The organism is Clostridium perfringens ATCC 13124, assembly GCF_000013285.1.
GTDB lineage: Bacteria > Bacillota > Clostridia > Clostridiales > Clostridiaceae > Sarcina > Sarcina perfringens.
On sequence record NC_008261.1, the window covers coordinates 1,763,097 to 1,782,778 of the forward strand.

A 19,682-nucleotide genomic window follows, 5' to 3' on the forward strand; every position below is an offset into this window, starting at 1 on the left:
TTATTCCTCCTAGTAAAATTTATAGAAATGCTGTGTTGGTCCAACACCCTTTCCAAGTTCAAACCCATTTTTTATAGCACCTGTAATATATTCTTTTCCACATCTCACAGAATCAACTATATTCATTCCCTTTGATAAATTAGCTGTAATAGCTGATGATAAGGTACATCCTGTTCCATGGGTATGCTTTGTATTTATTCTCTCTTCATTAAAAAGAATAAAGTTTTCACCATCATATAAAATATCTGTAGCCTCTCCTTCTAAATGTCCACCCTTAATTAAAACATTTTTTGCTCCTAATTTTTTAAGATCACAGGCTGCCTTTTTCATATCTTCTATTGTAAGTATTTCTCTGCCTAATAATTCTTCTGCCTCTGGTAAATTTGGAGTTATCAAAGTAGATATAGGTATTAACTTCTCTATTAAAGTATTTTTTGCATCATCTGATAAAAGCTTAAATCCACTTTTTGAAATCATAACAGGATCTAATACTATTTGAGGCAATTTTTCTACTCTTCCTAAAGCATTACTTATGGCTTTTATTGATTCAATTTTAGATACCATACCTATTTTTATGGCACCTACTTCTATATCATTAAAAATAACATCTATTTGTTTTTCTATGATTTCAGGAGTAACATCCATTATTCCAAAAACTCCTTGAGTATTCTGAGCTGTTATGGCAGTTATTATACTCATTCCGTAAACTCCATTAGCAGAAAAAGCTTTTATATCAGCCTGTATTCCTGCTCCCCCTGAACTATCTGACCCTGCAATTGTTAATGCATTAAATAATTTACTCATATTTTTCACTCCTTCTAAAAAAGAAAAAGCATATACAGCCCTAAGGCTATATATGCTTTAAAATCAATTTAAATATATGTATCTTGGGCTTCCCTACGCTGGTATTAACCAGATCAGGTTAAAGGGTCAAGAAATTTCATTTCTAATCTCAGCCAGACACTACTGGCCCCCCTAGCTATTTTTTATGCTATTTTCTAATCCAAATGATACCATAGTCACCCTTCTTTTTCAACATACCTTTTTTTGAATTTTTTTAATTTAAGGATTATAATCTTAAATATATGATGAAGCTTAGGAGGATATTTTATGGTTAGCTTAGTTTTAGAAGGAGGAACTTTTCGTCCTATTTTTAGTGCAGGAGTTATGGATGCTCTTCTTGATAATAATATAATATTTCCTTATTGTATTGGAGTTTCAGCAGGAATAACTAATGGTTTTTCATATTTTTCTAATCAAAAAGGAAGAAATATTGAAATATTAAAAAAATATAGAAATGATAAGAGATATTTAAGTCTTTCTAACTTCTTTAAGTGTAGAAGCATCTTTGGTTTAGATTTTGTATTTGATGAATTAGCAAATAAACTCTTCCCTTATGATTTTAATGCACTTTCAAATTATAAGGGAAAAGTTTTAGTAGGTGTTACAAATGCTAATACAGGAAAAACAGAATACTTAGATGGAAAAGTTAAAGATGAAAAATATATGGCTTTAAGAGCAACTTGCGCTATTCCTATACTTTTCCCAGCAATAAAAATAAATGGAAATGAATATTATGATGGTGGACTATTAGATCCTATTCCAATAAAAAAAGCTATAGCAGATGGAAATGAAAAACACTTAATAGTTCTTACTAGACCTAAAAGTTATAGAAAAACCTTAGGAAAAAGTAATAAGTTAGCATCTAAAATAGTGGGACGTAAATACCCTAACTTAAAAGATACATTTTTATCAAGACATATAAAATATAATGAAACAGTAAAATTTTGCGAAGAATTAGAAAAGGCTGGTAAGGCGATTATAATAAGACCAAATGAAGATGAAGCTATTGAAAGTTTTGAAAAAGATGTAACTAAATTAGAAGAGGCTTATAACTATGGATATAATGCCTGCATAAAAAACTTAGAAAAAATAAAGGCTTTATTTTAATATTAAGCTCTATTTTAAATCTTAATTTATATTTTAAAATTATTTTTACCATAACTAAAAGAGACTACATAAAAAATTTCATGTAGTCTCTTTTAGTAAATAAAATTAAATTTATCTTTAAAGTCTTTTACAACTTTCTCTTTCTATTAATTTTACAGGTAAAACTATTTTCTTAGCTATTTCTCTTCCTGTTCTCATTCTCTCTAAAAGTGTCTCAACGGCAATACTTCCCATATGATCTGTAAAAACTTTTATTGTTGTCAAGGAAGGTGTTAAAAATTTAGCAGTACATATATCATCAAAACCTAATATACTTATATCCTCTGGTATTCTTAATCCTTCTTCAAATATTGCTTTGTAGGCTCCTATGGCCATAGGATCACTAGCTATAAAAAATGCTGTAGGAAGATCCTTCTCTTTTAATACCTTCTTCATAAGTTCATAACCATGCTCTGGTAAAAATCTGCCCTTTAGAACCCACTTTTCTTTATAGTTACCCATTTTCTCCATATATTCTTTAAAGGTTTTCTCTCTGTAATTTACCTTTCTTATGGACTCATTGCCATTATGGGGAATTGATTCACCACCTAAATATCCAATATCTTTATGGCCTAAGGATGTTAAATAATCTAAACAAATATTTACTCCATACTTAAAATCTACTACCACTGAATCGTATTTCCACTCTTCTGGAGAAGAATCTACAAAAATTATGTTCTTTGATAACTTCTCCATTAAGCTTATCTCTTCTTCTTCAAATATTCCAATAGCCAATATTCCATCTAAATCCCTATATTCTCTTGTCCCTTCATTAATTATCTTTTGAAAATCTATTGGTTTAAATTTAATTTTTTCTTCATTACACTTTTTCTCAACAGCCATTCTTATTGAAAGAAAATATGGATCGTTTAATTCCTGTATTTCTGTGTACCAATAAACTATTCCTATGGTGTAATTTTTTATTTTATTTTTTCTTTCTTTTACTGGTACATAATTTAATTCTTCAGCTATTTCCATTACTTTTTTTCTTGTTTCTTCAGATACGTTAAGCGTTTCATCTAAATTTAAAACTCTAGATACAGTAGCTATTGAAACTCCAGCACCCTTTGCAATATCTTTAATAGTAGCCACATAATCACTCCTTACTTTTCTTATTTTATATTATATATTTTTTTACTAAAATTTTCTAACCTTTTCTTTGTATAATATATAAAATTTAACTAAACAAATATAAAATAATACTTTCTTTATTATTTTTTAACAAATTTCCCTTGTTTTATTTTCATTTTATGTTATAATTTACTTAAAATTACAATAAAGTTTTAAGGTAAAATAGGGAGGACTTATTATGAAAAAGAAAGGTTTAGCACTAATTTTAATTTCAGCTTTAACTATGGGTACTTTAGTTGGTTGTGGTGGAGGTTCAGGCTCTACTGGATCATCTGGTGATACACCAAAAGAAAACGATTCACCTAAGATAGGAGCTACAATTTATAGTTTTGAAGATAACTTCATGTCATACCAACGTAGAAATATAGAAAAACTTTGTAATGGAAAAGCCGAGTTATTAATGAATGACTCTCAAAATAATCAATCTAAGCAAATAGAACAAGTAGACACTATGATAGCTAAGGGTGTTGATATTCTTGCAATAAACTTAGTTGACCCTAAATCTGCTCCTACTGTAGTAGATAAAGCTAAGGCAGACAACTTACCAGTAGTATTCTTTAATAAGGAACCAGACGAAGCTGTTATGCAAAGCTACGACAAGGTTTGGTATGTTGGTACAACTTCTGAAGAATCAGGAATAATCCAAGGGGAAGTAATGGCAGAAGGTTGGAAAGCTAATCCTGCTTGGGACAAAAATGGTGATGGAAAAATACAATATGTAATGCTTAAAGGAGAACCTGGTCACCCTGATGCAGAAGCTCGTACAAAATATTCTATTGAAACAATAAACAAGGCTGGTATAGAAACTGAAGAGTTAGCAATGGATACAGCTATGTGGGACTCAACTAAAGCTACTGAAAAAATGGATGCTTGGATTGCTAAAAATGGTGACAATATAGAAATGGTAATCTGTAATAATGATGGAATGGCTTTAGGTGCTATTTCTTCTCTTGAAAAAGCAGGATATTTAGATGGAACTCCTGAAAAGTTTGTTCCAATATATGGTGTTGATGCTATTCCTGAAGCTTTAGATAAAATCAAAGCTGGTAAAATGGCTGGTACAGTATTAAACGATGCTAAGAACCAAGCTCAAGCTCTAGTGGATTCTTGTATGAATTTAGTAAATGGAAAAGAGATAACTGAAGGAACTAATTGGAAACTTGATGATAAAAAATCAATCCGTGTTCCATATGTAGGAATAACTAAGGACAATATAAACGTTGCTGAGGATTCATATAAATAATTTATAAAAAATAAAGGGGCTATATCAAAATTAATTTTGATATATGCCCTTAATAAAACAGGAGGTAAAAAAAGATGAAAGACTCTTCAAACCTGTTAGAAATGCGAAATATCTCTAAAGAATTCCCAGGGGTTAAAGCCTTAGATAATGTAACCTTAAAAGTAAAAAAAGGTTCTGTACATGCATTAATGGGAGAAAATGGTGCTGGTAAATCAACCTTAATGAAATGTCTATTTGGTATATATCACCCTAATTCAGGAGAAATTTTTATTTCTGGCCAAAAGGTACAATTTAAAAATTCAAAACACGCCCTAGATAATGGAGTATCTATGGTTCACCAAGAACTAAATCAAGTTAGAGAAAGAAATGTTATGGATAATCTTTGGCTTGGTAGATATCCTAAAAAAGGACTTTTTATAGATGAAAAGAAAATGTATGATGAAACAGAAAAAATCTTTAAAGATCTAGATATAAATGTTAATCCTCGTGATAAGGTTTCTACCCTATCTGTTTCTCAAATGCAAATGGTTGAAATAGCAAAGGCTGTTTCGTATAACTCTAAAATAATAGTAATGGACGAGCCTACTTCCTCTTTAACAGAAAAAGAAGTAAGTCATCTATTTAAAATAATAAATAAACTTAGAAAGCAAGGAATAAGTATAATTTATATCTCTCATAAGATGGAAGAAATCTTAGAGATCTCTGATGAAGTTACCATAATGAGAGATGGTAAATGGATTGCTACTGAAAAAGCTTCAGATCTTACTATGGATTTAATAATAAAACTTATGGTTGGACGTGAACTTACTGATAGATTCCCTAAAAAGGATCATATTCCTAAAGAAACTATTTTAGAAGTAAATAATCTTAGTGATGCCAAAAATGAATTAAAGAATGTTTCCTTTAAACTTAGAAAGGGAGAAATTTTAGGAATTGCAGGTCTTGTTGGTGCTAAAAGAACTGAGACCTTAGAAACCTTATTTGGCCTTAGAGAAAAGGGCTCTGGAGATATTATTTTACATGGCAAAAAAGTTGATAACAGTAAGCCTTTTAAGGCTATGCAAAATGGTTTTGCCCTTGTTACTGAAGAAAGAAGACAAACTGGAATCTTTGGAAAATTACCTATAGATTTTAATTCTATAATAGCTAATATAGATAGTTATAAAACATCAACCGGTCTTTTAGCAAATGGAAGAATCTCTAAAGATACTCAATGGGTTATAGATTCAATGAAAGTAAAAACTCCAAGTCAAAAAACTCTAATCGGTAGCCTATCTGGTGGTAATCAACAAAAGATAGTAATTGGAAAATGGCTTCTTAGAAAACCTGAAATACTACTTCTAGATGAGCCTACTAGAGGTATAGATGTTGGTGCTAAATTCGAAATATACCAACTTATAAATGAACTTGCTAAAGAAGACAAAGGAATAATTATGGTTTCTTCTGAAATGCCTGAACTTTTAGGTGTATGTGACAGAATACTAGTCATGAGTAATGGTAGGGTTTCTGGCATAGTTAATGCTAATGAGACTACCCAAGAGGAAATTATGCATCTATCTGCAAAATATCTATCAGTAACAGGAGGAGTTAACAATGCAAACCAAATCAAAGAAAAAGTTTAATTTAAATAGCCAATGGTTAATGAATAATGCTATTTATATAGTTTTAGTGGCCTTATTAATAGGAATTTGTATTATTTCACCAGATTTTTTATCACTAAAAAACTTTATTAATATATTAAGCCAATCCTCTTCTCGTATAATAATAGCTCTTGGAGTTGGAGGAATACTTTTAACTGAAGGTACTGACCTTTCTGCTGGTAGAACAGTTGGACTTGCTGCCGTAGTATCAGCTTCTTTACTTCAAGCTGGAGATTATGCATATAAAATGTATCCTAATTTACCTGAATTACCTATATTCATTCCAATTTTAATAGCAATGGCTGTTTGTGGAATCGTTGGTCTTGTAAATGGATTAGTTGTTTCTAAATTTAATGTTCCTCCATTTATAGCTACTCTAGGAATGATGACAGGAATATATGGACTTAACTCAATATACTTTGATAGACCTCCATATGGAGCTATGCCAATAGGTGGTCTTAGCCAATCCTTTAGTAATTTTACACTTGGTTCCATTCCTATATATGGAAATATAAAAATACCTTATTTAGTTATATATGCAATTATTGTAATAGCTGTAATTTGGACTTTATGGAATAAAACTAAATTTGGTAAAAACCTTTATGCCATAGGTGGTAACAGAGAAGCTGCTGTGGTTTCAGGTGTAAATGTTGTTAGAACACTTTTATTAGTTTATATGTTAGCTGGAGTTCTTTATGGTTTTGCAGGTACTCTAGAAGCTGGTCGTGTTGGTAGTGCTACTGCTAGTACTGGTGAAATGTATGAACTAGATGCCATAGCTTCCTGTGTTGTTGGTGGAGTTTCCACTGCTGGTGGTGTTGGTACTGTTCCTGGAATAGTAACTGGTGTTTTAATATTCCAAGTTATAAACTATGGTCTAGCTTTTATAGGTGTTAGCCCTTATTTACAATTCGTTATAAAAGGTTTAATTATAGTTCTAGCTGTAGCTCTTGATATGAGAAAATACATGAAAAAGAACTAATAAAAAATGTATGGAAGAAATATTCTTCCATACATTTTTTTATATACACTTAAATTCAAAAATTGTTTTTTGATAATACTCTTCATCCTTTTTAAGTATTATTCCATCTAAGAAGCAATCATCATATCCTACTGGTAAGTTTTGTGTTTCAAAACATATTCCATCATGCTTTTTGGCTACTTTGCCATTTTCTAAAGGTAATTCATCTGGAAAATTCATTGAATAACATACTACTGCCTTTTGATCTGTCTTAACCTTCATAATTCTTCCTGATTCTTCATCTACTAAGATTGCATCAAAATCACCCTTCTTATTTAAAACCCATGGATGATCATATCCTGATCCAATTTCTAATTGCAAGTGGTTTTTATTTATATCCTCACCTATTTTTTTTGACTCCCTAAAGTCAAAAGGTGTTTTTTCTACACTTAAAAACTCTCCTGTTGGAATTAAGTTTTTATCTAATTCACATATTTTATCTGAATCTATATAAAGTTTTTGTTCTAATACATTTCTTTTATTGTTTCCTGATAAATTAAAATATGAATGATTAGTTAAGTTTACTACTGTATCTTTATCTGAATAAGCTCTATATTCTATGGAAAGCTTGTCTCCTTCAAGAGAATAAGTAACCTTGACCTTTAAATTACCTGGGAATCCCCCTTCTCTATCCTTACTAAAAGAAGTAAATGTTGCTGTAGATTTTTCTTCATCTTCACTATATGAATAATCCCAGATTTTTTTACTAAAACCTTTATACCCTCCATGAAGGCAGTTTCCATTATTATTTTTATCTAACTCATAAATCTTATCATTTAATTTAAAGGAACCCCTTCCTATTCTACCTGCTACTCTTCCTACTACAGCACCTAAACTTGAAGGATTTTCAATATAGCTTTTCTCGTCCTTATATGCAAGAACTATATTTTCTTTATTTCCATATCTATCCTCTACATTTATTTTTTCTACAATAGCACCTAAGTTTAATATTTCCACATATACTTTATTATTTTTTAATACTATTTTACTTATTTCATCATTAATTTTACTTTCTATAACCAAATTATTCACTCTCCCTCTCATATCTATAGTTTGATTTTAACAACTTAATATAAGTTTTTCAATAATCTTTACTCTATTAAACATGCTAGTTTTAAGAATTTTATCAAAAATTCTATATTTAAAAATAACTTAACAAAAAATTAGTAAAATTTTTAGTAAAACAATTGATTTTTATTTTTTGTAATCGTATAATTAAGTTACAGATTTTCTATTCGGAGGTATATCATGGAATTAAATACACTTAAATCAACTTTTATTAATAATTTTGGTAAAGAACCTACTTCATTATTTTTCTCACCAGGAAGAATAAATCTTATAGGTGAACATATTGACTACAATGGGGGCTTCGTATTTCCTTGCCCAATAACTCTTGGAACTTTTGCAGCAGCAAGCTTAAGAGAAGATAGAATTTGTAGAGCTTACTCTCTTAACTTTGAATCTCTTGGAGTAATAGAGTTTTCTTTAGATGATTTATCTTATAAAAAAGAGGATAATTGGACAAACTATCTTAAAGGAGTACTAAAAGTACTTATAGAAAAAGGATATAAAATAGATAAGGGTATTGACTTAGTTATCAATGGAAATCTTCCAAACGGAGCTGGTCTTTCCTCTTCAGCATCTTTAGAAATGTTAATAGTAAAAATTTTAGATACTTTCTTTTCTCTTAATATTTCAAAGGTAGATGCTGCACTAATAGGTAAAGAGGTAGAAAATACTTATATAGGTGTTAATAGTGGTATAATGGATCAATTTGCTATTTCTCTAGGAGAAAAGGATAAGGCAATTTTACTTGATTGTAATAGCTTATATTATGAATATGTTCCTTTAAACTTAGGAGATAATTCAATAATTATAATGAACACTAATAAAAGACGTGAACTTGCAGATTCTAAATATAATGAAAGAAGAAAAGAATGTGATGATTCTTTAGACACTTTAAAGAAATATACTAATATTTCTTCTCTTTGTGAACTAACTTCATTAGAATTTGAAACATATAAAGATAAAATAGAAGATTCTAATAAATTACGTAGATGTGTACATGCTATTTCTGAAAATGAAAGAGTAAAAGATGCTGTAAAAGCTTTAAAAGAAAATAATCTTGAATTATTTGGACAACTTATGAATCAGTCTCATATTTCCCTAAGAGATGATTATGAAGTTACTGGTAAAGAATTAGATACCCTAGCTGAAAACGCTTGGAAACAACCTGGAGTTTTAGGTGCTCGTATGACTGGGGCTGGCTTTGGTGGATGTGCCATAGCAATAGTTAATAATGCTCATGTTGATGAATTTATTAAAAATGTTGGACAGGCTTACAAGGATGCTATAGGATATGAAGCATCATTCTATGTTGCTTCTATAGGTAATGGTCCTACTGAACTTTAAAATAAAACCTTTGGGCTGTATCAAAATATAATAATAAAACTTACAAACACATACTCTTTGTAAGTTTTATAAAAACCTATTTTGATACATGCCCTCTTCAATTTAATTAAGGGGGATTTTTCATGTATAATTTAAATGCTTTAATAGATAGATTAATAGAGATATCAATAAATAATAATCTCATAGAAGACATGGACACTGTATATACTAGAAATAGACTTCTTAGTCTATTTAATGAAAATAGTTATACTCCATGTGAAGAGAAGCTTACGCTTTCTTTTCATGAAACATTAAATGAACTAATAAATATAGCTATAGAAAAGAAAATCATAGAAGATGCTTTATATTCAAAAGACATATTTTCTAGTGATATAATGAATATATTTTTACCTACACCATCTTTAATAAACAAGGAATTTTATAAAAGATATGCTATTTCACCTAAGGAAAGTACAGATTATTTCTATTCTTTAAGTAAAAGTTCAAATTATATAAGAACTGATAGAATAGCTAAAAATATAAATTTTAAGGCACCATCTAAATATGGTACTATGGATATTACAATAAACTTATCAAAACCTGAAAAAGACCCTAAAGAAATAGCTTTAGCAAGAAATTCTGTTAAAAGTAATTATCCAAAATGTTTATTATGTATAGAAAATGAAGGATATGAGGGAACAGTAACTCACCCTGATAGAGCTAATCACAGAATGATAAGATTAGATCTTAATGATAGAACTTGGATGCTTCAATACTCCCCTTATCTTTATTATAATGAACACTGCATAATACTTTCAGAGGATCATGTTCCAATGAAAATAGATATTTCAACATTTAAAAATTTATTAAGTTTTGTGGATAAATTCCCTCATTACTTTGCTGGTTCAAATGCTGATTTACCTATAGTTGGAGGTTCTATTCTTTCCCATGAGCATTATCAAGGAGGAAATCATAGATTCCCTATGAATGATGCTAAGAAACTATTTAATTTCTCTATAGATGGCTTTGAAGATGTGGAATGTGAAGCTATTAAATGGCCAATTTCTACTATAAGATTAAGAGGAGAAAATATAGATTCTCTAGTATTAGCTTCTGATTTAATACTAAAAAAATGGAGAGATTATTCAGATGAAACTTTAGATATATTAGCTTATTCTAATAGTGAAATGCATAATACAATAACTCCTATGGTAAGAAAAGAAGATGGAAAATTCGTAGTTGATTTATCTCTTAGAAATAACAGAACTTCTAAAGAGCATCCTCTTGGAATATTCCATCCTCATGAAGAAGTTCATCATATTAAAAAGGAAAACATAGGCCTAATAGAAGTTATGGGACTTGCTGTTTTACCTGGAAGACTTTTAAAAGAGCTTGAAAAAATAAAGGAATACTTAAGGGATGAAATTTCTTTAGATAATATTGAAGAATATCATAGACCATGGGCCCTTGAATTAAAGAAGAAATTTGATTATTTAAAATCATCAACAGATTTAAATGACTTTGTAAATAAAGAATTATCAAACAAATTCGTATCTGTTTTAGAGCACTGTGGTGTGTTTAAATTAAATGAAGAAGGCTTAGAAGGTTTCAAGAGATTTACAAATTCACTTAATAGCTAAATAAAATAGAGATGTATCATTAATAAAGCTTACACTTTATTTTGATACATCTCATTTATTTTAATATACTTTATTATTAAAATATCTTCAAACTAATCTTTATAAATTGTATTAATCCCTACTTAATTTCTAATATATTTTAAGTATTACAGATAATAAATTCCTTACTATATTTTTAATTTTAATTTAATTAATACTTATAGAAGCAACTTCCACCTATAAATTCTCTTAAAATCGAATTTTCAGTTACTCTCTCTGGCTTAACTTCCACAAAAAACTTTAATGTATTTATTATTCTTTTAGCTTCATAGTAAACACTGCTATTTTTATCTACTTTTTCTAATTCTCTTAAGGCATATTCCTTTAACGCTGCTAATTCATAAACTAAAGTGGAGTTAAACATAACATCTGCTTCTTCCTGATAAACAAATATGTTCTTTTCCTCTCCTCTTTTTATAGAACTCCACATTTCTAAAGTTTGCTCTGCTCCATATCCTCTTGATAAAGAATCCCTAACTATACGTCTTATTTTTCTGACATCTGTAGTTGGAATTCTATTGTGATTATCTAAATTTAATTGTGTTAAAGCAGAAATATAAACCTTAAACTTATTCTTTGAAGGAATTTTTTCTGTCAGTTTTGGATTTAGTCCATGTATTCCCTCTATAACAAGCACTCCATTATCAGGAAGTTTAATCTTGTTGCCTAGCCATTCTCTTTCTCCTATTTTAAAATTATAAGAAGGTATTTCTACTTCTTCCCCTTCTAAAATATCATAAAGATTCTTATTAAATAATTCTAAATCTAAAGCATTTATAGATTCAAAATCAGGTTTTCCCTCTTCATCTAAAGGAGTATGAATTCTATTTATAAAATAATCATCTAAGGATATAGCTATTGGTATATAACCATTAACTCTAAGCTGTATAGAAAGTCTTTTTGAAAATGTTGTTTTACCTGAAGAGGAAGGCCCTGCTACTAAAACAATTTTAACCTCTTTTCTCTCACTTATCATATCTGCAATTTGTGCTATTTTTTTCTCATGCAAAGCCTCAGAAACCCTTATTATGTCTGAGGATTCTTCTCCCTCTAATTTATAATCTAAAGAACCTACATCTGGAGTTCCTAATATATTTAACCATGTTTCATTCTCTCTAAATACATTAAATAACTTTTTTTGTTCCTTAAATACAGGTACAACTGTTGGCTCCTTATGGCTTGGTACCATAAGTATAAAACCTGGATTATAATATAATAAATCAAAATACTTTAAAACTCCTGTAGAGTATGCCATATCTCCATAAAAATAATCATACCTATCTTCTAATTTATATAAGTTTACATACTCTTCTTGAACCCAATGTAATAAATCAACTTTATCCTGCATCTTATAAGATTTAAATATATAAATAGCCTCTTTCTTAGGCATCTTTATTTTTTCTATTATAATATTTTTATTTATTATCTCTTGCATTTTTTTCTTTATTTTTAGTATATCCTCTTCATCTAAGGCCTTTTCTTTGTGAATTTCTCCAAAAGTTCCCTTGCTTATAGAATGCTCTATATTTATTCTAGCATCCTTAAATAAGTCTAAAGTTGCTTTTATAAATACAAACTGTAAAGTTCTACTATAAGCTATTTTTCCATGTGGATCACTTATATTTATAAGTTCTATATCCCCATCATTATTTATTAAATCAGTAAACTCATAATACTTATTCCTCTGTTTAACTAAAGTAATAGGTATTTTTTCATTTATATAGTCCTTTTTTAAAATTGCTGAATATTTTTCTCCCTCATTAAAGAGTAAACTTTCTCCATTTACATTAACCCTAAAGCTTTTCATAAACACCATTCCTCTCTACTTATAAGCCGCCTTATTGTTATTATACACTTAAAACTTCAAAAAAATTATCTATTTTTGTATAAATCCCCTTTAAATTTGTTACCCTATTTTATTAGAGGAGGTATTTTTTATGCTAATAACTTTTATAAGAACAGCAATACTTTATTTCATTGTAATTATAAGTATTAGACTTATGGGTAAACGTCAAATTGGGGAATTGCAACCTTACGAGCTTGTAATAACCTTAATGCTATCTGATTTAGCATCCTTACCAATGCAAGATACTCGTCTTCCTCTCCTTTTAGGAATAGTACCTATAATTACACTTTTATTTGTAAAAATATTAATATCTGAAATCCAACAACATAGCCGTTTATTTGAAAAAATCCTAGATGGTACTCCTTCCATAATAATAAGTGATGGAGAGATCAACCTAGAAATGATGAAAAAACAAAGGCTAACAATGAACGATATATTAGAAGAATTACGAAGCGCTGGTTATCTAGATATAAGCGATATTCAATATGCAATTATAGAAACTAATGGAACCATATCAATAATTCCTAAAAGTGCTTGTGATAATGTTAAGAGAAAAGACTTAAAAATAAAAGAAAGCGAATCAAAAATTCCAATTGTTTTATTTGAAGATGGGCGTTTAAATAAAAAAGCTCTTCAAGGAATGAACAAGGATGAAAAATGGTTAGATGAAAAATTAAAGTCCCTTAATTATCCACCTAGAGATAAATTATTCCTAGTTATGATGGATTCTAATGGGAAATTATTTATTCAAAGAAAAAATCAGAAAGATAAGGAGGACATCATACTATGAAAAACACTATAATTTCATCAGTAATATTTTTTTCCCTCCTTGCTTCTGTTCTATTTTTTAATAATAAACTAATAAATGTATGTGACAAGGTAAATGATTATAGTAATAAAATAGAAAATTCCTTAAGTAAAGAGGATTGGAAGGAATCTTATGAAGAGTCTTTAAAGTTAAGTAATCTCTTAGAAGAAAATTATGTTTCTTTATCTCTTTACATAAATCATGAACAATTAGATAATTTAAGTAAGGAAATACTTAGTCTAACTCAATATATAAAGGCTGAAGATGTTTCCAATAGTTTATCCTCAGTACATATAATCAAGAGCTATACAAAGCATATAAAGGATATTCAGAAGGTTAATATAGGTAATATTTTAAATTCCAACCTAAAAAATATATTTTATTGTGGAATTTATAATGATTTTAGTTTATAATGTTATTGAAAGGGGCAAGTCCCGCATGGACTTTTTTTGTCCCTATATATAAATCTAATAAAAGTTAATGAAAGATTTTGAAAGGTGGTAAACAAAATGGCATTAGTTAACGCAAAAGAAATGTTAAATAAAGCAAGAGAAGGAAAATACGCTGTTGGTCAATTCAACATAAACAACTTAGAATGGACAAAAGCTATATTATTAACTGCTCAAGAAAATAACTCACCAGTTATATTAGGAGTATCAGAAGGTGCTGCTAAATACATGTGTGGATTCAAAACAATAGTTGGAATGGTTAACGGAATGTTAGAAGAATTAAAAATAACTGTTCCTGTAGCATTACACTTAGATCACGGTAGCTACCAAGGAGCTATAGATGCTATGGATGCTGGATTCTCATCAGTAATGTTCGATGGATCACACTACTCAATCGAAGAAAACATAGTTAAAACTAAAGAAATAATCAACTTAGCTGCTGCTAAAAACGTATCAGTTGAAGCTGAAGTTGGATCAATCGGTGGAGAAGAAGACGGTGTTGTTGGAGCTGGTGAAATCGCTGATCCTGCTGAATGTAAACAAATCGCTGAATTAGGAGTTACTATGTTAGCTGCTGGTATCGGAAACATTCACGGAAAATACCCTGCAAACTGGGCTGGATTAAACTTCGAAGCTTTAGCTAACATTAAAGCTGCTACTGGAGATATGCCTTTAGTATTACACGGTGGTACTGGAATCCCTTCAGATATGATCGCAGAAGCTATATCATTAGGAGTATCAAAAATAAATGTTAATACTGAGTGTCAATTATCATTTGCTGAAGCTACTCGTAAATATATAGAAGCTGGAAAAGACTTAGAAGGAAAAGGATTTGACCCAAGAAAATTATTAAATCCTGGATTCGAAGCTATAAAAGCTACAGTTAAAGAAAAAATGGAATTATTCGGTTCAGTAAACAGAGCTTAATAGTTTTAAATAATAAAAGAGAGATTAGATTTTCTAATCTCTTTTTTTATTTCTCTATATAATTCTTAATATTTTTTATAACCATATTTATGCTTCCATCACCATTTCTCACAATTTCAAATTTAGAGTCATCATGATAAGCTTCATCATCAATATATAAGTCTATTTCCTTATCTATTTTAAGTCTAGTTCTCTTCATCTTTTTTTCAATCCAAAGTTTATCAACTTCAACATCATTCTCTAAGCCATGACCTCTTACAAAGGTTGTAAAATCATTCTTTAGTATAGGCTCTTCTTCATTAAATAACTCACGGGATAATTCTTCTATATTTATAATTTCCTCTTCTTTAAGCTTATTCTTTATTTTACTTCTTATACCTTCAGCTTTTTCTGCATCTTCAATAATATTATTCCTAGTCCACTCTTCTGTTGCCTTTACAAAAGTTTTTGTCATATCTCTTTCATTTTGAAAAACTGTGCATCCTAAATAGTTATCTACAAAGTAATTTAAAGATAACTCATCCCCTTCTGAAGATTTCTTTTTCTTATCTATTACCATAAGATTAACCTTTTGATCTTCTCTTATAGGTTTTATAAATGCACACTTTTGAACTTTTTGTCCTGATGCTGGAAGTCCTGCTGCCTGTTCTACTATTCCTATCCCTATTTTATCATGGACAAAATCAACCTTATGAGTAAAGTTCTTTATGTAATCCATTTTTAAAATTCCTAGCATAGGTCCTTGATCTGTGGATATTGATACTGTAAGTAAATCACAACTTGGAATATTTATATTTGCCTTCATAATATAAAACATCTGTCTTGCTAGTTCCTTAGAAACTTCCACTATATCATTATTAACTCCATTTAAAAAATCTTGAGAAACTTCCTTAACTATATGTCTTTCTGGATTAAAAACAGCATACTTTAAATCTTCACTTTTTAACCCCTTTTCTACATGCTTATATATAAACTTATAAATTTCATCTGTTAACTCTAATTTATACTCATTTAATATAGGTTCATCACTGTTACTGTCTAATATATGTATAACAGCTTCTATTATATTTATATCATTTACGTATTCCATCTTTATCCTCCCACTTTTCTTAAATTTGACACATCTTATATTTTATCAAAGTATAAAGGAAAAATCACCATACTATTCTTTTCTCCCTTTAACAATTTGTTTATAATAGTATTATAAAGAATTTGGAGGTATTTTAATTATGAAAGAACTTGAAACACGTATTATAGATATAGATGTTGAAAAGATAAGAGAAACATTAAATAAACTTGGAGCAGAGAATGTAAAGCGTGAAAATCAAACAAACGATATTTTTGATTTTCCAGATAGAAAATTATTAGATAAAAAAGGTTATGCAAGAATAAGAACTGTTGAAGACCTTATAAACAATAAAACAGTTTATTTTATGACTACAAAAAAAATGCTTAGCCAAAATAAGTTTAAAGTAATGGAAGAAAATGAAACAATCATAGAAGATGGGGCTATGGGTAAAAATATCTTTAAATCTTTAGGATTAGATTTATTTGAAACTATAAAGAAATATAGAGAAAGCTATAAATATAAAGATTCATTAATAGAAATAGATATTAATGACCCATCATTTTGTCCATTTCCATACATAGAAATAGAAACTTCTTCTGAGGAAAAACTTAGTGAAATTTTAATAGACTTAGGCTATTCAATGGAAGATACAACATCTAAAACAATTTATGAAATTTTAAAAGATAAAGGTATTTCCCCTGATTCTAATAAAAAAGGACTTTAGATAATAGCCTTCATTTATAAAAATAATTATAAAAATACAAGTAATTTTCACTGAAGAAAAATTTATTTAAAGAAAAATACATTATATAGTTTTGTTTTTTTAACAAAGCTATATAATGTTCTCTAATCCCCTTTTTATTTAAATAACTTAATCTATATAATAACTTAATAGTCTCAAAATCATAAAAAATATAATTAATCTCCATAAATTATATATTTTTTATTTAATGATTATATTCTAGTTATAAACCTAAGTAAATTGCTTTATTTTATTATTTATAAATTTAAAAAACCCACTGCCCTTTTTAGGTATGGCAAAGCTATTATGGTGGTATCTCTTTTCATTTACTATATCTTGACAAAACATTTCTAATTCTATTTCTAATTGATCATATTCTAAAGCATTGTTTTCTAAACCACTTTCCCATAGATTTAATTTAGCTAATACTCCTATGCCTTTCTGCCAAACAATATATTTCTTGTTACATATCTCCATGCAGTTTTCTAATAATTTTTCTATTTTTTCTACTCCACTTAAAACTTCAACATCACCATTTAAAATAGCTGAAAACTTTATTTCTTTATTATGCTCCTTATTCTTATTTTCCTCTCTAATGGCCTCTAAAAACATTTTTGATATTCTATTAAACTCATCTTTTCTTAATGAAGTAATAAAAATCACATTATCACACTTTCTAACTTTATCTTTTATCCCATCTATCACCTTATCACTTAATAATATTTTAGTACATTCTACCTTACCTAATAACTTTTTTTCTATATAATTTGCTATATAATAAGAATTACTCTTTTCCCCTTCATAACTACTAATAAATAATAATAATTTTTTCACCAAATCACCTCCCATTATTTTACATTCTAATTATATAATATTTTACAAAATTTGTATATTGAATAAATAAAAAAACAAGTCATATTTAGTAAGCTATTGCTAAATATAACTTGCTTTATAATAAATTTATTATGTTAATCTTAAAGAACCCTTCTTGCTCTTCCTATTTTACTCCATGGAACAGATGTAATAGAAACAAATTTACCTTTGTTAGGCGCCTCTATCCATTGACCATTTCCTATATACATACCTACATGGCCTAAATTACTAAAGAATAATAAGTCTCCTGGCTTAGCATTACTTGGAGAAACTTCATATCCATTGTTTATTTGATCCCAAGTTGTTCTTCCTAAACTAATTCCAGCTTGTCTAAAACTCCATTGCATTAATCCAGAACAATCAAAGGCTCTGTAATTTCCATTTAAATAGTTTGATGGTATATCATAAAATCCTCTTGCAGCATGATCTGGGAAAGTTCTTCTTAAGCTACTTAATAAGCTTGAAGTTAGTGTTTCTCCAGCACCTCCATAAATATATGGAGAACCAATTTGAGATTTCATAATACTTAAAACTTGTTCATATTTACTTTGGTTAACTTGTCCACCACTTGTGCTTCCATTTTGGTTTCCGCCTGTATTTCCATTTGCCCCTTCATCTGAAGATACTATTTTAACATAATCTTCATGTAAATAACCAATTTTTCCATTATAATTTACTTTAAACCATCCTGAAGAAGTCTTTCCCTGTAAAGTAAATCTTTCATTAGGTAATAAATATGCTAAAACAGAACTACTAGTACTAGGTTGACTTCTAAGTCTTAAATTAGTTGTTACATTTACAACCTTTCCAGCTTTTCCATTATAAGATTCATCTAAATTGTTATTTTGGCTTCCACTTTGATTATTATTACTTCCACTATTAGAACTTTCGTTTCCACTTAATACTTGTACATAATCTCCATGAACATGTCCTTTTGTTCCTTGTGCATCAATATTATACCAAGCTCCATTTTTACCATTTATCTTAAAAGTTTGGCCTGCACTTAATGATCCAACAACTGAGCTACTTGTACTTGGTGATTGTCTAATTCTTAAAGAAGTACTTACATTTACAACCTTACCAGTTTTTCCTGCTAATGAAGTATCCATTCCTGAATTATTTTCTGATGATTGTCCATTATTTCCTGATGATTGCCCACCATTATTTGAACTATTTTCACCTACTTGTACATAATCTCCATGAATATAGCCTGTAAGTCCATTTGCATTTATATAATACCAACTTCCACTTTTACCCTTTATCTCAAATGTCTGACCACCTCTTAGGCTACCTACAACTGAGCTACTTGTGCTTGGTGATTGTCTAACTCTTAAAGAAGTACTTACGTTTACAACAGTACCCTTTTTCCCAGCTAATGAAGTATCTAAATTTGAATTACTTACACTATTATTGCTGCTACTATTAGAATTTCCACTTACTTCTTTAACATAATCTCCATGAATATATCCAACTTTACCATTAGCATTTATTTTATACCATGAACCTTCTTTTCCATCTATATTAAAAATTTCACCATTAGTTAAATATCCAATAACATCACTGCTTGTATTTGGACTCTTTCTAATTCTTAAATTTGTACTTACATTTATAACTTGTCCTTTTTTTACCGATCTAGTTTGATTATTCTCTTCTAATTGATTAGAATTTTTATGTTCTGTTGCATAAGCATTTTCACTGTGTGCTGAAACAACACATACCGTTGATACAGCAAAAATCAAAGCTGCTATCTTATTCCTATTCATACACAATCCTCCCTAGTAGTCATATTAAGCCCTGCCTAAAATAATTCTTCACCTTCTATAATATATTCTTTAGTAGAATTTATCAACAAAATAGTTACAAAAAAATATCAA

General features: G+C 29.0%; 17 protein-coding genes and 1 riboswitch. Of the genes, 10 read left to right on the forward strand and 7 right to left on the reverse strand.

Features of this window, described 5'->3' with window-relative positions; genetic code table 11:
- Positions 1–9: 9 nt before the first annotated feature.
- Positions 10–804 carry a bifunctional hydroxymethylpyrimidine kinase/phosphomethylpyrimidine kinase gene (gene thiD / locus CPF_RS07515; protein ID WP_011590758.1) on the reverse strand — a complete coding sequence of 265 codons (795 nt, stop codon included), beginning with the start codon at positions 802–804 and terminating at the stop codon, positions 10–12.
- Between the two features lie 73 nt (positions 805–877).
- A riboswitch (TPP riboswitch) is annotated at positions 878–987 on the reverse strand.
- Between the two features lie 123 nt (positions 988–1,110).
- Here thiD and CPF_RS07520 point away from each other — a divergent pair.
- Positions 1,111–1,950 carry a patatin-like phospholipase family protein gene (locus tag CPF_RS07520; RefSeq protein ID WP_003460605.1) on the forward strand — a complete coding sequence of 280 codons (840 nt, stop codon included), beginning with the start codon at positions 1,111–1,113 and terminating at the stop codon, positions 1,948–1,950.
- 117 nt (positions 1,951–2,067) lie between these two features.
- Here the strand turns inward: CPF_RS07520 and CPF_RS07525 are convergent, their stop codons facing one another.
- On the reverse strand, positions 2,068–3,081 hold the full coding sequence (locus tag CPF_RS07525) for a LacI family DNA-binding transcriptional regulator (RefSeq protein ID WP_003470312.1): 1,014 nt from the start codon (positions 3,079–3,081) through the stop codon (positions 2,068–2,070).
- Positions 3,082–3,298: 217 nt separating this feature from the next.
- Between CPF_RS07525 and mglB the strand changes: the two genes are divergently transcribed.
- The 3 genes from mglB (at position 3,299) to mglC (ending at position 6,985) form a co-directional block, all read left to right on the forward strand.
- Positions 3,299–4,363: a galactose/glucose ABC transporter substrate-binding protein MglB gene (mglB, locus tag CPF_RS07530; protein ID WP_003477945.1), complete on the forward strand. Its 1,065-nt coding sequence runs from the start codon at positions 3,299–3,301 to the stop codon at positions 4,361–4,363.
- Between the two features lie 74 nt (positions 4,364–4,437).
- Entirely contained in the window at positions 4,438–5,985 is a 1,548-nt protein-coding gene (gene mglA, locus CPF_RS07535; protein ID WP_003449162.1) for a galactose/methyl galactoside ABC transporter ATP-binding protein MglA, read from the forward strand.
- The gene (gene mglC / locus CPF_RS07540) at positions 5,957–6,985 is read left to right on the forward strand and encodes a galactose/methyl galactoside ABC transporter permease MglC (RefSeq protein WP_003449090.1); all 1,029 of its coding nucleotides are present in this window, start codon (positions 5,957–5,959) and stop codon (positions 6,983–6,985) included. Before mglA ends, mglC begins: the two co-directional genes overlap by 29 nt.
- A gap of 39 nt (positions 6,986–7,024) precedes the next feature.
- Here mglC and CPF_RS07545 read toward each other — a convergent pair whose 3' ends face one another.
- The gene (locus CPF_RS07545) at positions 7,025–8,047 is read right to left on the reverse strand and encodes an aldose epimerase family protein (RefSeq protein ID WP_011590759.1); all 1,023 of its coding nucleotides are present in this window, start codon (positions 8,045–8,047) and stop codon (positions 7,025–7,027) included.
- A 225-nt stretch (positions 8,048–8,272) separates the two neighbouring features.
- Between CPF_RS07545 and CPF_RS07550 the strand changes: the two genes are divergently transcribed.
- Positions 8,273–9,436, forward strand: a complete 1,164-nt coding sequence (locus CPF_RS07550; protein ID WP_003465923.1) for a galactokinase — start codon at positions 8,273–8,275, stop codon at positions 9,434–9,436.
- Between the two features lie 122 nt (positions 9,437–9,558).
- Positions 9,559–11,055, forward strand: a complete 1,497-nt coding sequence (gene galT, locus CPF_RS07555) for a UDP-glucose--hexose-1-phosphate uridylyltransferase (protein ID WP_011590760.1) — start codon at positions 9,559–9,561, stop codon at positions 11,053–11,055.
- Between the two features lie 190 nt (positions 11,056–11,245).
- Here galT and CPF_RS07560 read toward each other — a convergent pair whose 3' ends face one another.
- Positions 11,246–12,901: a nucleoside kinase gene (locus CPF_RS07560; RefSeq protein WP_003460743.1), complete on the reverse strand. Its 1,656-nt coding sequence runs from the start codon at positions 12,899–12,901 to the stop codon at positions 11,246–11,248.
- A 130-nt stretch (positions 12,902–13,031) separates the two neighbouring features.
- On the opposite strand from CPF_RS07560, the gene CPF_RS07565 reads away from it, so the two are divergent.
- The 3 genes from CPF_RS07565 to fba all read left to right on the forward strand — a co-directional run bounded on the left by CPF_RS07565 (position 13,032) and on the right by fba (position 15,124).
- The gene (locus CPF_RS07565) at positions 13,032–13,730 is read left to right on the forward strand and encodes a DUF421 domain-containing protein (RefSeq protein ID WP_003472738.1); all 699 of its coding nucleotides are present in this window, start codon (positions 13,032–13,034) and stop codon (positions 13,728–13,730) included.
- Complete coding sequence (locus CPF_RS07570; RefSeq protein WP_011590761.1) at positions 13,727–14,161, forward strand: DUF4363 family protein; 435 nt, start codon at positions 13,727–13,729, stop codon at positions 14,159–14,161. The genes CPF_RS07565 and CPF_RS07570 overlap by 4 nt, the downstream gene beginning before the upstream one ends.
- A 96-nt stretch (positions 14,162–14,257) precedes the next feature.
- On the forward strand, positions 14,258–15,124 hold the full coding sequence (fba, locus tag CPF_RS07575) for a class II fructose-1,6-bisphosphate aldolase (RefSeq protein WP_003449129.1): 867 nt from the start codon (positions 14,258–14,260) through the stop codon (positions 15,122–15,124).
- A 46-nt stretch (positions 15,125–15,170) separates the two neighbouring features.
- Here fba and CPF_RS07580 read toward each other — a convergent pair whose 3' ends face one another.
- On the reverse strand, positions 15,171–16,214 hold the full coding sequence (locus CPF_RS07580; protein ID WP_011590762.1) for a nucleoid-associated protein: 1,044 nt from the start codon (positions 16,212–16,214) through the stop codon (positions 15,171–15,173).
- A gap of 139 nt (positions 16,215–16,353) precedes the next feature.
- Between CPF_RS07580 and CPF_RS07585 the strand changes: the two genes are divergently transcribed.
- Positions 16,354–16,917, forward strand: a complete 564-nt coding sequence (locus CPF_RS07585; RefSeq protein WP_011590763.1) for a class IV adenylate cyclase — start codon at positions 16,354–16,356, stop codon at positions 16,915–16,917.
- A gap of 249 nt (positions 16,918–17,166) precedes the next feature.
- Here CPF_RS07585 and CPF_RS07590 read toward each other — a convergent pair whose 3' ends face one another.
- Both CPF_RS07590 and CPF_RS07595 read right to left on the reverse strand, forming a co-directional pair.
- Entirely contained in the window at positions 17,167–17,769 is a 603-nt protein-coding gene (locus CPF_RS07590) for a hypothetical protein (RefSeq protein ID WP_041702689.1), read from the reverse strand.
- Between the two features lie 140 nt (positions 17,770–17,909).
- Positions 17,910–19,571, reverse strand: coding sequence for a C40 family peptidase (locus CPF_RS07595; protein ID WP_011590766.1), 1,662 nt, complete (start codon positions 19,569–19,571; stop codon positions 17,910–17,912).
- Between the last annotated feature and the right edge of the window lie 111 nt (positions 19,572–19,682).